This is a genomic window from Streptoverticillium olivoreticuli subsp. olivoreticuli, assembly GCF_003391135.1.
GTDB lineage: Bacteria > Actinomycetota > Actinomycetes > Streptomycetales > Streptomycetaceae > Streptomyces > Streptomyces blastmyceticus.
Map to the genome: position 1 here is coordinate 2843842 of NZ_CP031455.1, position 13409 is coordinate 2857250.

A 13409-nucleotide genomic window follows, 5' to 3' on the forward strand; every position below is an offset into this window, starting at 1 on the left:
CCTCGCACGCCCGGTCCGCCGCCTCGGGATCGCGGGCCCTCAGGCCGCCCTCCTCGAACTCGCCATCGCCCGCGCCTGACGACGACCGGGCGGCCGGCGGCTACGCCGAAGACCGGAAGTGCCCCCTGATCAGGTCGAGGACCTCCTCCTCGGCGAGCCCCTGGGTGCGGGCCAGTGTCACGAGGTGGCGGCATGCCTCGACGAGGAGGGCCTGGGAGGCGGGGGCCTCCGAGCTGACCACCGCGCCGCGGCCCGGGCGCAGCTCGATGAGGTGCTCCTCCTTGAGGAGTTGGTAGGCCCGGAGCACGGTGTGCATGTTGACTTCGAGGGTGCGGGCGAGCTCGCGGGCGGACGGGAGGCGCTCGCCGCGGCGGAGTGTGCCGTTGGCCAGTCCCTTGCGTACGCACGCGGCGATCTGCTCCGCGAGAGGCGTCCGCGAGGAGTGGTCGACGGTCACCAGCATGTCAGCGGCCTCCGTGATCGGCGGATACGCGGCCGTTGATCAGCTCGGCGGCGGTCCCCGCGTCGTCGACGGTGATCACGAACTGCTTGCCGTTGATCAGGGCGAGCCACAGCGCGTCGCCCTGGCGCAGCGAGACGGCCCGCATGCCCGGCTTCCACCGGTAGCCCCAACCGCCCAGCTCCGTCGGCTTGGTCCAGCGGGCGGACGCCTGCCGGATGTGGTCCAGCGGGATGCGCTTGCGGAGGAACGGGAAGAAGAACGAGGCCACCGTGACGCCACGGGGAGAGACGGTCACCTTGACGGCACCGGTGGCGAGGATGGCGGCAGGGGCGAGCAGCATCGTCAGACCGGCTGCCGGATACTTCCGGGTGACAACGGCGATCACGAGCAGCGCGGCCGCCACGACGAAGCCGGTGGCGGTCATCCACCCGCTGAACTGCGTCCGGTACCAGACGGAAACGCTGCCCGTGCCCTGCGGTGAATGCTTCATGCGCGCGCCTCCGTGAAGGAAGATCTTGTTCGCCTCACGCTAGAACAAGCATTCATCCGGCACAAGAGGGTTCGCCCCGGGGCCGGTTCGGTCAGCGAGCGCCCTCGGCGAGGAGCCCCGCGAGCCCTTCCGCGCGGGCCAGTGCCTCCAGCGCGTCCAGCGCCTCGCACGCCCGGTCCGCCGCCTCGGGGTCGCGCGTCCGCAGGCCGCTCTCCTCGAACTCGTCCTCGTCCAGGCGCAGCACCGTACCGCCGTCCGCTGACAGCCAGAGGTCGAGGTCCAGGTCCTCGACGACCAGTGAGTGACCGTCGAGGGCGGCGGGGCGGGTGATGTCGCAGTACCAGCCCTTCACGGCGCCGCCGGAGGAGCGGACCTCCTTGATCGCGTACCAGCGGTCGCGCCAGTAGTGCTCGGTGAAGACGTCGCCCTGCTCGAAGCGCACGAACCCGAAGTCCCTGTCGTCCGCCCCCGCCCACGGAGCGCGGACGACGAGGTGCGTGCCGTCGTCGCGGACGACGGTGGCGGGGTAGCGCACCTTGGTACGCGCCCTCTTCGTCAATACGACCGCCACGCCGCTGCCTGCCGTCAGGATTGCCATGGTGCTCTCAACTCCGTGCTCTTCGCCATCAGGTCAGGCCGCAGCTTCTCCCGAGGGCGGGCGCCGGATCCACCGGTTTTCCGGGCGGCCGGTGAATAATCCATTCGGGTGATTCGGGCGATGAGGGCTTAAAGACTCTTCCAAAAATCCTGAAAGAAGCGGATTCTGGGGGAGTTGGCGCCCGATTCATGCCGGACAGGGGGATTTCATCGTGTACGCAGTCAAGCGAATGAGCAGGGCGGCCCTGACCCTCGGCGCGGCTCTCACACTGCTGACCGGGATGTCCACCAGCGCTCACGCCGCCTCGGGATTGTTCATCTACCGGGAGGCGAGCTCGGGTTCCGACATCGTCTGGGGCGACCCGGCCAATGGCGTCTGTGCCCCCCTGACCGGTGGCGGAGCGACCATCGTGCGCAACCGCACCGATACCAGGGCGGTCCTGTACTCCGACCAGTTCTGCATCAACCAATCCGATGTGGCCAACCCCGGGGACGAGCTCTTCTTCGGCGGCGCTCTTCCCCGCAGCGTGCAATTCGGCTGACCCTGCCGATCGCCGGAAAGCGGTAAGCGGAAGAGTGCCCGGGTGACATCACCCGGGCACCCCGCACAGCGTGTTCAGCTGAGCATGGTCCTGCATGTGGTCGGGGTCGCGTTCGCCGGGTCGAGGGCGTTGGCCGTCTCGTGGAAGGCGAGGCGGTCGATCGTGCCCAGGGTCAGGTGCATGGAGATGTCGACCGGGCAGAGGTCCTGGACGACGACGTTCCGCACGTTCGGCCCGGAGAGGAAGGCGGAGGTGTACGGCGTGACGACCTCGTCGTACTTCGTGGCGATCACGGTGTAGTTGACGCCGGGCACGGTGTCGCCGCCCTCGTTGAGACGGCGCATGAAGTCCGAGCCGACGACCTGGTCGGTGAGGCCGGGGGTGAGGTTCTTGAGGACCCCGCGCGCACCGGGGACCACGTCCAGGAGCTTGGTCAGGCCGGACAGCGTCGTGCCGTGGTTGTTGGGGGCGATGCCCACGAGGGTGCCCACCTTGGGCGCGCCGCCCAGGAACTTCAGGTAGTAGCGGGGCATCATCCCGCCCTGGGAGTGGCCCACGACGTCGACCTTGGAGGCGCCGGTCTGCTTCAGCACCGTGTCGACGTACGAGGCGAGCTTGCCGGCTCCCTCCTCGATGGGGCCGAGGCCGTAGAAGACAGGTATGCCGAGCACCTGGCCGTAGTCGAAGGAGTAGACGCAGTAGCCCCGTTCGACCAGATAGGGCGCGAGGGAGAGCCAGTTGTCGGTGCCGTTCTCCAGTGTGCCGTGGACGAGGACGACGGGGCGCGGATGCGCGGCCGACGGCTTGCAGGAGCTGTTGTTCCAGCCACTGGTGGTCGTGGCGGCGTGGGCCGGGGTGGCCGTGGCGAGCGTCGGGGCGACGGCGGCCGCCAGGGTCAGCGCCAGTGCGGGCAGCAGGGCGCGGAGGGATCTCCGGCGCAGCTTCATCTGAACTCCTCGCAGGTGGGGGGTAGTCACGCCGAATCAGCACCGGCCGATGAATTTCCGGTGCATTAAAACGACGTAAACTTACTTGCGAGTAGGGTGGGGTGCGGTTCTTGCTTTCGTCAAGCAAATTCGCTGAGTTGGATGGAAAGTTTCAGGCCACATCCAGCGCCGCGGTGGGCCCCACCGCGAAGCGTGCCCGCGCCTTGATGTCGGCCGGGCCGAAGGCCGGCTGGTACGCGCCGAGCCCGGCGCACCACCACAGGCCCTGGAGTGGCGCCACGCGGCGCCACCAGGTGCCACTCCATGCCCCCAAAGCCCCTGAGCAACACATAGCGCCACAACGACTCAGGCCGACACCATCGCATTTCCGCAGGTCAGAGCGGCAACGCTCAAGCTCGCCCCCGGCTCGGTCGACGTACGGCTGCGCGGGCTCGACCCCGACTTCGTGGTGACCCTGCCGCCCGCCGACGGCGGCGCCCCCACGGAGGCCGAGCCCGCCGGACCGCTCGGAACCCCGGCCCCCGCCGATGCCGACGAGGGCGGCACCGCCCGCGTCAACCTGCGCCTGCCGGCCCACCTCAAGGCCCGCGCCGAGGAGGCCGCGAGCCGCGAGGGCCTGTCGGTCAACGCGTGGCTGGTGCGCGCCGTGTCGGCCGCGGTCGACGGCGGCGCCCGGCCGCGTACGACGGAGAAGACCCGGACCGTCGGACAGAGCTTCACGGGCTGGGTGCGCTAGCCGCGCCCCCTCTCCCGCACCACAGCACCTGAACAGCACAGCACCCACGCCACGTCCCACCAGCGGGGACGCCCCGAAGACCCAAGAGGACGGGACAGCCATGCCTTCTTTCGACACTCCCGAAGCGATCTCGGTCACGGCGCATGTGGTAGCCGGTTCCATCCAGTTCACCGCCGGCGACCGCTCCGACACCGTCGTCGAGGTGCGACCCCGCGCCCCGGAGAAGGACCGGGACGTACGGACGGCCGGCCAGACCGAGGTCACGTACGCGAGTGGAGCACTGACCGTCAGGACGCCCAGGACCAGCCCGTTCGGCCGCACCGGCGTCGTGGACGTGACGGTCGAACTGCCCACCGGTTCGCACATCGACATGACCGGCGCCTGGACCCAGGTGCTCGGCGAGGGCCGGCTCGGCGAAGTCCGCGTGAAGACCTCGTCCGGCGACGCCCGTTTCGACACCACCGGCCCACTGCAACTGACCGCGTCGCACGGCTCGGTCACCGTGGACCGCGTCGAGGGCGCGGCCGAGATCACCACCAGCTCCGGCAGCCTGCGTGTCGGCCTCGTCGACGGCCCCGCCGTCCTGAAGAACTCGCACGGCACCACGACCGTCGGCGCAGCGGCCGGCGAGCTGCGGGTGAGCGGCGCCCACGGAGACATCGAGATCGGGCGCGCCGGGGACTCGGTCACCGCCACCACCGCCCACGGCACCCTGCGGGTGGGCGAAGTGGCCCGCGGCACCGTCCAGCTGGAGACCTCCTACGGCGCCATCGAGGTCGGCGTCCGCGAGGGCACGGCCGCCTGGCTCGACGTCAGCGCGGGCTCCGGCCAGGTGCGCAACACCCTCACCGCGTCCGGGACCCCGGGGAAGGCCGAGGACACCGTCGAGGTCCGCGCCCGCACCCGGCACGGCAACATCGACGTCCGCCGCGCCAAGGCCTGAGCGCCACATCCTCAGCCGGCCCCGCACCTCACCCACTTCAGCCTCCGAACGGAGGGCCCCATGCACTCTTCTGTCATGCCCACACCAAGGCGGGCGGACGGTCACCCGTCCCCGGCCGCCGTCTCCACCATCGGCCTGCGCAAGTCCTACGGCGACAAGACCGTCCTCGACGGCATCGACCTGCACATCCCGGCCGGATCCGTGTTCGCGCTGCTCGGGCCAGCCTTCAACCGCGAGCCGAAGTAGCCGGGAAGACCGTGCGGGCCACCCCCCGCAGCCCGTCCCGTCCCGTACACCGGGAGCTCGACGGAGGTGCAACTCGGGGGGTATCCCCCGGGAAGGTGTCGGGCCGGCCCCAGCGCGCCAAGGCCGCCGCACGCGTGACGATCTTCTCAGCAGCGCTCGACACCAAGCACGTTGGAGAGTGATCACACATGATCGGCAACGGGAAGCGGCTCGCGGCGGCGACTCTCGCCCTGGCCGCGACACTGGCCCCCGCGGCGGCCGCGTACGCGGCACCGGCGGCGTCCGCATCGGCCCCCGCATCGGCCCCCGTCCGCGCGCTGGACCGGATCGCCCATCCGCTGCGGTCGGCGGAGCCGGGCACCGGCACGGCCGATCTGCACGCCCTGGGGGTGATGGTCGGCGACGCCAAGGTGGTCGGCGTGGGCGAGGCCACGCACGGCTCGCACGAGTTCTTCGCCCTGAAGGACCGGCTCTTCCGCTACCTCGTCGAACAGAAGGGATTCACCACCTTCGCCCTGGAGGTGAGCTGGTCGGCGGGTCTGCGGATCGACGACTACCTCCAGCGCGGCGACGGTGACCGCGACGCGCGGCAGGTCGTGCACGAGGTGATGGCCGGATCTCCCTGGGACCGCGAGGAGTTCGTGACCCTCGTCCGGTGGATGCGCGACCACAACCGCCAACACCCCGACCGCCCGCTCCACTTCCTGGGCGACGACATCGGCGCACCCAGGCTCGACGAGCGGGTCTTCGACAGCGTCACCGACCACGTCCGGCGGAACCGTCCGGAATCCCTGCCGCGCCTGAACGAGCTCCTCACCGGCCTGCGCCCGCTCGACGACGCCATCGCCTACCTGGAGCGGCCGCTCGCGGAGCGGCAGCAGAACGCGGCCAAGGCGCGGCAAGTACTGGAACTCGTACAACGTCAGGGATCCGGGGGCGGCGAGGACGTCGAGTTCGTTCTCCAGAACGCCCGCAACATCGCCCAGACCTACACCTTCTTGACCGTCGACCCCGGCGACCAGGAATCGTTGACCGCCATGGAGCGCTACCGCGACCAGGTGATGGCCGGGACCACGGCATGGTGGCAGCGGCGCACCGGCGGCAGGGTCCTGCTGTCGGCCCACAACGACCACGCGGGCTACGTTGCCTCCGACCCCACGACGTACCCGAAGACCCAGGGCTCGTTCCTCCGCGACACCCTGGGCGCGGGCTACCTCGCCATCGGCACCGCCTTCGACCAGGGCTCCTTCCTCTCCAAGGACGAGGCGCTCGGCGGCGAGTGGAAGAAGTTCACCGTCGGCCCGGCCGGTCCCGGCACGAACGAGTACACGCTCGGCCAGGTCCGGCACCGCGACTACTACGCCGACCTGCGCAAGGCCCCTGCCGCCGCCCGCGGTTGGCTGGACATCCCGCGCCCGGCATACAGCGTCGGCACGCAGTACCCGAACGACAAGACGCCCGAGATCGCCATCGGCAGGGCCTACGACGTCCTGGTCCACCTCCACACCGTTCGGGAGGCGGGCAAGCTGTAGCGCCCCGGCGCGAACCGGGCGCCCGCCCTGGCGTATCCACCACAAACCACACACCCGAACATTCGTACGCACATCGTGGCGGTCGCCCGAACGGCCCGCACCGCCTGCGGCCACCCCCCGGACCCCGCACGCTCGGGACATGGACCGCACCCCCGGCGACACCGCCCGTCCCACCTTCACCGAGGAAGTACGGGAGGCGGTGACGGCCCGCGCGGCGCTGCTGGTGATCGGCGTGCTGGTGCTCCAGCTCGCCTTCATCACGTCCTACATCGGCGCCTTCCACGCCCCGAAGCCGAAGGAGATCACGCTGGGCGTCGTCGCCCCGCAGCAGCTCAGCGAGCAGCTGGTGGAGCAGCTGTTCGTACTGCCCGGCACTCCCCTGGAGCCGAGCGCGGTCCGCGACGAGGCGGAGGCGCGGCGGCGGATCCACGACCGCGACCTGGAGGCCGCCCTGGTCGTCGATCCACGCGGCACCACCGACACCCTGCTCGTCGCCGGGGGCGCGGGCGCCTCGCTCGCCCAGGCGGCCGAGGCGGTCGTCACCCGCGCCGAGGCCGCCCAGCGGCGTTCGGTCGAGGTGGTCGACGTCGCCCCGGCCGCGGCGGGCGACGCGCGCGGCCTGAGCTCGTTCTATCTGGTGGTGGGCTGGTGCGTGGGCGGCTATCTGTGTGCCGCGATCCTCGCGATCAGCGCCGGCGCCCGCCCCGCGAACCCCCGGCGCGCGGGCTTCCGCCTCGCCGCCCTCGCGCTCTACGCCGTCGCCGCGGGCCTCCTCGGTGCCGTCATCGCGGGCCCGGTCCTGGGGGCGCTGCCCGGCAGCATCCCCGGGCTGTGGGGGCTGGGCGCGCTGGTGGTATTCGCCGTCGGCGCCACGACCCTGGCCCTCCAGGGGCTGGCGGGGATCATCGGCATCGGCCTGGCCATCGCGATCGTCGTCGTCCTGGGCAACCCCAGCGCGGGCGGCGCCTATCCCTACCCCCTCCTCCCGCCCTTCTGGCGCGCCATCGGCCCCGCGCTCCCGCCGGGGGCGGGCACCTGGTCGGCGCGCTCCATCGCGTACTTCCGGGGCAACGCGCTGACGGGGCCGCTGCTGGTGCTGTCCGCGTGGGCGGTGGTGGGGGCGGCGGTGACGATGGTCTGCGCGGCATTCCGGCGCAGCCCGGCGGAACAGTGAGTCACATGCTCCCGGCGAAGGCGGCACGGAACTCCTCTCCCGTCAGCCCCGGGTGAGCAGTACCGGCAGGGAGCGCGGGCTGTTGCTGACGATGGAGGGCAGCGGGACCAGCTCCTCGGCCGGCACGGCGAGCGCGAGGCCGGGGAAGCGGCCGAAGAGGGCGGGCAGGGCGACCTCGACCTCCAGGCGGCCCAGCGAGGCGCCGAGGCAGAAATGGGGGCCGTGGCCGAAGGCCAGGTGCCGGGAGGAGTCGCGGGTGATGTCGAAGCGCTCGGCGTCCGGGCCGTGCAGGACCTCGTCGCGTCCGGTCGCCCCGTAGGCGGCGAGGATGGCGTCACCCTTGGGGATCACCGTGCCGTCGACCTCGATGTCCTCCAGCGCGAATCGGAGCGGGAACCGGCCCACGGGCGCGTCCCAGCGGAGGGTCTCCTCGGTCACCGCGCTCCACGGCCGCGCACCGCCGCGGGCCAGGGCCAGCTGGCCGGGGTGGGTCAGCAGCGCGCGCACGGCGTTGGTGATCAGATTGAGAGTGGTGTTGTGACCCGCCACGAACATCAGCAACAGGGTGCCTACCAGCTCCTCCTCGGTCAGCCGGTCGCCCGCCTCCCGGGCGGCGATCAGGTCGCTCGTCAGGTCGTCGCCCGGCTTCTCGCGCTTGGCGGCTATCAGGGAGCCGAGCCCCGCGTACATCGAGCGCTGGACCGACAGGACCCCCGCACGGTCCATGGTGGTGTCGGTCATGACGGCGGACAGCGCGTGGAGTTCCTCGCGACGGTCCTCGGGTATGCCGAGCAGTTCGCAGATCACGCTGATCGGCAGGGGACCGGAGAACCGCTCGCGCAGATCCACCGGCCCGGGCGCGTCGGAGGCGAGCCCGTCGAGAAGATCCTCGACGATGTGGCCGACGCGCGGCCGCAGCGCTTCGATGCGGCGGGCCGTGAAGCCCTGGGCCACGAGCCCGCGCAGTCGGCGGTGGGCCGCCCCGTCGGTGGCGGTCATGGCCCGGACCGACACGAAGCTCAGCATCGGCCAGCTCTCGGGCACCTCGCCCCGCGCCCACGCGGCCCAGTGGCGAAGGTCCTTGACGACGCGCGGGTCGCCCAGGAGGCGCTGCAGCTCCTCGTGGCGGGTGATCGCCCACGCCGTGACGCCGTCCGGCAGCTCCACTTCCACCGCGGCTCCGAGCGCCCTCAGCCGCGCGTTCTCCCCGTGCTGGTCGACACCCTCCGGAGAGAGGCGTACGGGAACGCGGTGGACAGGTGCGTGCCGGGTCTCACCCATGAGATCTCCCAGTTGGAGCGATTGACCGGGCGGGAGGGCCGCCCGGGGCCCGCACGATCGGCTCCGGGGAAGCCGTGGTGCACACCCCGGGACGGGCATCAACCGCCGGACGGCAGAATCACTTTGAGTCGGTACGAACAGCTTCCGGTGTGGGCCATCTGGCACAGGCCCACAGCCGGATCGAGCGCGGTCGGCATGTCCATGGCCTGCAGCCAGCCGGTGAGGCGTTCCCCGGGACCGCAGTGGTAGACCTTGTCGATGCCGGCCTTCTGCACGCCCTTGTAGGCGAAGCACACGCTGACGTTCATGGTGTGGACGTCGCCCTCGACGGACTCCTCCGCCTCGAACAGCGAGCCGAGGTAGAGATCCACGGCGGTGCTGAAAAGCGTCCGGTACTGCTCGGCGGTCTCGACCTTGGTGATGCCGAGGCTGCGCATGAGCCGCCGCATCTCCTGGCGGCCGAACTCGCGGACGACCTGGATATTGGCCTCGTTGGCACCGTCGATGCCTCTGGCCTGGGCGGTCTGGTAGTACCAGAGGCCGTCGGTGGCCATCCACGACCGCCGCAGGAGCTCCTCTCTCTCCGTGGCGGTCAAGGGGGCCGGGTCCTGGGGGGCTGCGGTCATCGTCCTACTCCAAGGTGGCTCGGTCGGTGGTGACGGGCGGCTCCGTGCCGGGAGGGGCCGAGGCCCACTGCTGGTGGACGGCCTGAGCTCCGTGCCGCAGCAGCTTCCCGCTCGACGTACGCGGCAGTCGGCCCTTGCGCACGAGGACGACTTCCCGGGGGGTGATTCCCAGCTCGCTGGAGACGGCATACCGTACGCGCGCGACGAGTTCGGACCGAGCGTAGGGCTCCGATTCCCTGGTTTCCACCATGACGACCAGACCGTCACCGTCCGCGAAGGGAACAGTCGCCGCCAGAGCGCCGTGATTCGTCACCCCCGGCAGACGGCAGACGACCGACTCGATGTCGCTGGCGTAGTAGTTCTGCCCGAAGACAATGATCATTTCCTTCTTCCGGCCGGCGACGAACAGTTCGCCGCCCTCGCGGAAGGCGAGGTCGCCCGTGGACACCCAGCCGCCGTCGTGAACGGTGGCCCGGGTGGCCGGCTCATTGGCCTCGTAGCCGCGCATCACCGAGGTGCCGCGGATGTGGATCTCGCCCACCGCGGCCTCCGAGTGCAGCACGCCGCCGTCCTCGCCCACGAGCCGGACCTCCGTGCCCGTGACCGGCACCCCCACCGAGGCGATCTCCCGGCAGAGGCCGCTGTCGCGGTCGCCGAACTCCACGATCCCCTCGCCGAGCAGGTCGCGCCGCACCCAGACGCTCCTCACCTCCCGCCCGGTGGGCGGAATGGTGACCGCGAGCGAGCCCTCCGCGAGCCCGTAGACCGGCAGGAATGCCGTCGGCCGGAAGCCGGCCGGGGCGAAGTGCGCGGAGAACCGCCGCATCAGCTCGGCATCCACCGGTTCGGCGCCGTTGAGCGTCAGGCGCCAGGAGGAGAGGTCGAGTTCGCGTACGGCTTCGGCGGGGACCTTGCGGAGGGCGTGGAGATATCCGGAGTTGGGCGCGGCGCTGAGGGTCACCCGGTGACGGCTGATGATGCGCAGCCACCGCCCGGGGTCGCGCAGGAAGTCCTCCGGCGGCATCAGACACGTGTCGGCGCCGGCCAGCACCGCCGACAGAAGCGCCCCGATCAGACCCATGTCGTGGAACAGCGGCAGCCAGCAGCAGCCCACGTCCGCGTCGGTGAGGCCGATCCCCTTGGTGATCGCCTCCACGTTCGCCAGCAGATTGGCATGGCTGAGCACCACGCCCTTGGGGTCCTCGCTGGTGCCCGAGGTGTACTGGATCAGCGCCGGTGCGTCCGCGGCGACGTCGGCGTAGACCGCGGACGAGGCCGGTACGGTCGCGATGTCGAGGACGCGGAACTCCGCGCCGTCGCCACCCAGCACCGGCCCCAGGAGGCTTCCCAGCGTCGCGTCGGAGAGCACGACCCGGACCTTCGACTGGCGCATCGCGATGACGATGCGCCGCATGTGGATCTCCAGTGACGCGAACCTGGCCGGGGGCGGCACCGGTACCGGCACCGCCCCCGCCGCGAGCACACCGAACAGCGCGCGGGCGAAGTCGATCGAGGTGGGCAGCGCGATGGCCACCCGTTCCCCCGGTCGGACCCCGCGTTCCAGCAGACCGCACGCCAGTCGGCCCGCCTGGGCGTAGAGCTCGTCGAAACCGGCGCGCTCCCGTTCCTGGTCCCCGCGGAACAGACGAATGCCGTGCCCGGTGCCGCGCTCCGCCACGTCCCTGAGCGCCACTGTGAGGGTCACGTGGCGGCTCCTTGCCGGCAGAGCCGCTCGACCAGGTCCTGGAATTCGCCGATGGTCTGCAGCCGGAACGTGGCGTCGTCATCGATCTCGATGTCGAATGCCTTCTCCGTCTCCAGGATGATCTGCAGGATGCGCATCGAGTCGACGTTCGGCAGGGCCCGGAAATGCTGGTCCGGGGCGAGTTCGCCTTCCGGCACGGACAGCTGCTTGCTGATGATGGCGCAGACGCGCGCACGGATGTCCACGATGATCAATCCCCCTGTGGTGCCGACCCGTTGGCGGATCGGAGCACCTTGATGAGTTCTGCTGGAATGCGCTGGGAGTTCTGGCCGAGCGCTTCGTCGGTCAGGAGATAGAACGTGCCGTCCGCCACGGCGACCGTCTCCCCGTCACCCGTCTCGAGCCGGCCGGTGGCCCGCACCGAGATCTCGTCACGCTTGACGATCTCGGCCCAGGCGGTGTGCTCGGTGCCGGTCTCCATCGGCCGCGCGTAGCGGATCCGCAGACCGGTGGTGAAGGCCGAGACGCGGCCGGAGCGGTACACCGCCTGGGCCAGTGTCTCGTCCAGGATCGACGCGACGATGCCGCCGTGGACGACCCCGGGAAACGACTCGTAGTCCGCCCCCAGCTTGACGCGTGTGGTGAAGACGTCACCGTGGCGTTCGAAATCCAGGCGCAGCCCGATGGGGTTCCTCGGGGCACAGCCGAAGCAATTGGATTCGGTATCCGCTGTCATGGAATCGGGCACACCGGGCTCCTCACGTCAGTTCCTGTGGTCGTGCGGTGGATCGACGAGAAGAACCGGCTCGGAACGTACTGGTACCCGCTGTTCATTTCCCCCGTCGGACCTTTCTGGCACGCCGACGCGGCGCCGGCGACATCGTCGGACACGGCGCCGGATCGGCCTGCGCGGCTAGATGAGCGTGCGCAGCTTCCTCTTGATGTCCGTCGACGACTCGATGGTGTCGTCCTCGGCCAGTCGGCGGACCATCGACAGCACCTTCTCGTCGGCGGCGTCCGTCGCGCCCGCCTCGACCGCCTCGATCCGCCGGATGCCGTTGGCGGAGGTCGAGTGCGGGTAGAAGTGGCCGGCCGGGTGCTTGATGCCCTGGCTGCGGTCGGCCAGCCAGACATAGGCCATCTTCAGGGCCGCGACCTGGCTCTCCCTGCTGCCGTCGCACAGCTCCTGGGAGAAGACGTAGAACGCCCTGGCGTGCCGGGACTCGTCACGGCCGAGCAGCTTCCACACGCGCTTGACGACGGGCTCGGTGGTGTCCGCCGCGAGCGCCTTGTACAGCTCGGCCGCGCGGCATTCGGAGATGATGTTCATCATGAGCGTGCCGGCGCGGGTGTCGCCGATGGGATACGGCTCCCGCTTGTACAGCGCGTGCTTGGAGCGCACCTTCACGCCCAGCCGGTCGAGGCACCGGGCCTGCACGAGCGAATGCCGGGCCTCCTCGGCCCCCCACATCAGCGCCCAGGAGGAGAAACTGGTCTCGCCCTCCCATTCCCGCAGGAAGTTGTGGGCGCCGGGCAGGGTGCCGAATTCGATGATCGCGGCTTCCGTGAGAAAGTCGATCTCTTCTTCGTCGAGCATCTCCGGCCGCATCCGGTCGAGATCGAGCTCTTTCCAGTCCCACCGGGTGGTCTCGAACCAGTCGAATATTTTGTTGTACGTCATGTCCAGGTAGAAGTCCGTGTAGTTCTCGTCCTGGACCAGCGAGTGGTAGGCGCGCATACCGATCTCGGCCTTGTCGGTGAACCCGTAACCGGCGAAGTCCGACGGAGCGAGAATGTCCTCGACATCCAGCGTCTCGGCCCAGCCCGGTACGCGCCCGCCCGCGCTCTCCCCGACGACGTACACACGGGTCTTGTTGAACTTCTGGTGGTTGCGCAGTTTCCGTACGGCGTCCGGAGCGGAGGATCCGCTGCCGCCGACGAAGACCGCCGCGAGGACGTCCCCTTCGCCGAGCTCGTGCAGATAGCGCTCGAAGGCGTCCGGCCGGGGGCGGTCGAGAGCGATCTCGCCAAACCTGGCCAGGGACAACTCGCCTTCCGGCCGGATGCCGGGCAGACAGTCGACGTAGGCTAATCGGGTGCAGTTGCGGTTCATGAGGCTTCCCCCTT

General features: G+C 70.4%; 15 protein-coding genes and 2 pseudogenes. 6 read left to right on the plus strand and 11 right to left on the minus strand.

Annotated features, from left to right (window positions below; genetic code table 11):
• Window positions 1-100: 100 nt before the first annotated feature.
• The 3 genes from DXZ73_RS11940 to DXZ73_RS11950 all read right to left on the minus strand — a co-directional run bounded on the left by DXZ73_RS11940 (window position 101) and on the right by DXZ73_RS11950 (window position 1551).
• Window positions 101-463, minus strand: a complete 363-nt coding sequence (locus tag DXZ73_RS11940; protein WP_116210979.1) for a GntR family transcriptional regulator — start codon at window positions 461-463, stop codon at window positions 101-103.
• A gap of 1 nt (window position 464) precedes the next feature.
• Window positions 465-953, minus strand: coding sequence for a hypothetical protein (locus tag DXZ73_RS11945; RefSeq protein ID WP_116210980.1), 489 nt, complete (start codon window positions 951-953; stop codon window positions 465-467).
• Between the two features lie 91 nt (window positions 954-1044).
• Window positions 1045-1551 carry a DUF402 domain-containing protein gene (locus DXZ73_RS11950; RefSeq protein WP_116210981.1) on the minus strand — a complete coding sequence of 169 codons (507 nt, stop codon included), beginning with the start codon at window positions 1549-1551 and terminating at the stop codon, window positions 1045-1047.
• Window positions 1552-1780: 229 nt separating this feature from the next.
• Here DXZ73_RS11950 and DXZ73_RS11955 point away from each other — a divergent pair, with 229 nt between their 5' ends.
• Window positions 1781-2092, plus strand: coding sequence for a hypothetical protein (locus DXZ73_RS11955; RefSeq protein ID WP_116210982.1), 312 nt, complete (start codon window positions 1781-1783; stop codon window positions 2090-2092).
• A 74-nt stretch (window positions 2093-2166) separates the two neighbouring features.
• Here DXZ73_RS11955 and DXZ73_RS11960 read toward each other — a convergent pair whose 3' ends face one another.
• Window positions 2167-3039 carry an esterase/lipase family protein gene (locus tag DXZ73_RS11960; protein ID WP_116210983.1) on the minus strand — a complete coding sequence of 291 codons (873 nt, stop codon included), beginning with the start codon at window positions 3037-3039 and terminating at the stop codon, window positions 2167-2169.
• Window positions 3040-3190: 151 nt separating this feature from the next.
• The gene (locus DXZ73_RS40065) at window positions 3191-3319 is read right to left on the minus strand and encodes a hypothetical protein (protein ID WP_275898576.1); all 129 of its coding nucleotides are present in this window, start codon (window positions 3317-3319) and stop codon (window positions 3191-3193) included.
• A 105-nt stretch (window positions 3320-3424) separates the two neighbouring features.
• Between DXZ73_RS40065 and DXZ73_RS11965 the strand changes: the two are divergent.
• The 5 genes and pseudogenes from DXZ73_RS11965 to DXZ73_RS11985 all read left to right on the plus strand — a co-directional run.
• A pseudogene (locus DXZ73_RS11965) lies at window positions 3425-3775 on the plus strand (toxin-antitoxin system HicB family antitoxin); the annotation flags it as partial.
• A gap of 100 nt (window positions 3776-3875) precedes the next feature.
• A complete protein-coding gene (locus tag DXZ73_RS11970; RefSeq protein ID WP_116210985.1) occupies window positions 3876-4718 on the plus strand; it encodes a DUF4097 family beta strand repeat-containing protein in 843 nt (280 codons plus the stop codon).
• 75 nt (window positions 4719-4793) lie between these two features.
• Window positions 4794-4940 (plus strand): annotated as a pseudogene (locus DXZ73_RS11975) (ABC transporter); the annotation flags it as partial.
• 212 nt (window positions 4941-5152) lie between these two features.
• Window positions 5153-6496 carry an erythromycin esterase family protein gene (locus DXZ73_RS11980; protein WP_162890150.1) on the plus strand — a complete coding sequence of 448 codons (1344 nt, stop codon included), beginning with the start codon at window positions 5153-5155 and terminating at the stop codon, window positions 6494-6496.
• 139 nt (window positions 6497-6635) lie between these two features.
• Complete coding sequence (locus tag DXZ73_RS11985) at window positions 6636-7670, plus strand: DUF3533 domain-containing protein (protein ID WP_116210986.1); 1035 nt, start codon at window positions 6636-6638, stop codon at window positions 7668-7670.
• A gap of 42 nt (window positions 7671-7712) precedes the next feature.
• On the opposite strand, the gene DXZ73_RS11990 is transcribed toward DXZ73_RS11985, so the two are convergent.
• From DXZ73_RS11990 to DXZ73_RS12015, 6 genes are all read right to left on the minus strand, one after another.
• Window positions 7713-8951, minus strand: a complete 1239-nt coding sequence (locus tag DXZ73_RS11990) for a cytochrome P450 family protein (RefSeq protein WP_116210987.1) — start codon at window positions 8949-8951, stop codon at window positions 7713-7715.
• Between the two features lie 98 nt (window positions 8952-9049).
• Entirely contained in the window at window positions 9050-9577 is a 528-nt protein-coding gene (locus DXZ73_RS11995; RefSeq protein ID WP_116210988.1) for a DUF6125 family protein, read from the minus strand.
• Between the two features lie 4 nt (window positions 9578-9581).
• Window positions 9582-11282: an AMP-binding protein gene (locus tag DXZ73_RS12000; RefSeq protein ID WP_162890151.1), complete on the minus strand. Its 1701-nt coding sequence runs from the start codon at window positions 11280-11282 to the stop codon at window positions 9582-9584.
• A complete protein-coding gene (locus DXZ73_RS12005; RefSeq protein ID WP_162890152.1) occupies window positions 11279-11527 on the minus strand; it encodes an acyl carrier protein in 249 nt (82 codons plus the stop codon). Before DXZ73_RS12005 ends, DXZ73_RS12000 begins: the two co-directional genes overlap by 4 nt.
• A gap of 5 nt (window positions 11528-11532) precedes the next feature.
• Window positions 11533-12030 (minus strand): PaaI family thioesterase, encoded by a 498-nt coding sequence (locus DXZ73_RS12010; RefSeq protein WP_162890153.1) that lies wholly within the window; start codon window positions 12028-12030, stop codon window positions 11533-11535.
• Window positions 12031-12195: 165 nt separating this feature from the next.
• Window positions 12196-13395, minus strand: a complete 1200-nt coding sequence (locus tag DXZ73_RS12015) for a ferritin family protein (RefSeq protein ID WP_116210992.1) — start codon at window positions 13393-13395, stop codon at window positions 12196-12198.
• Between the last annotated feature and the right edge of the window lie 14 nt (window positions 13396-13409).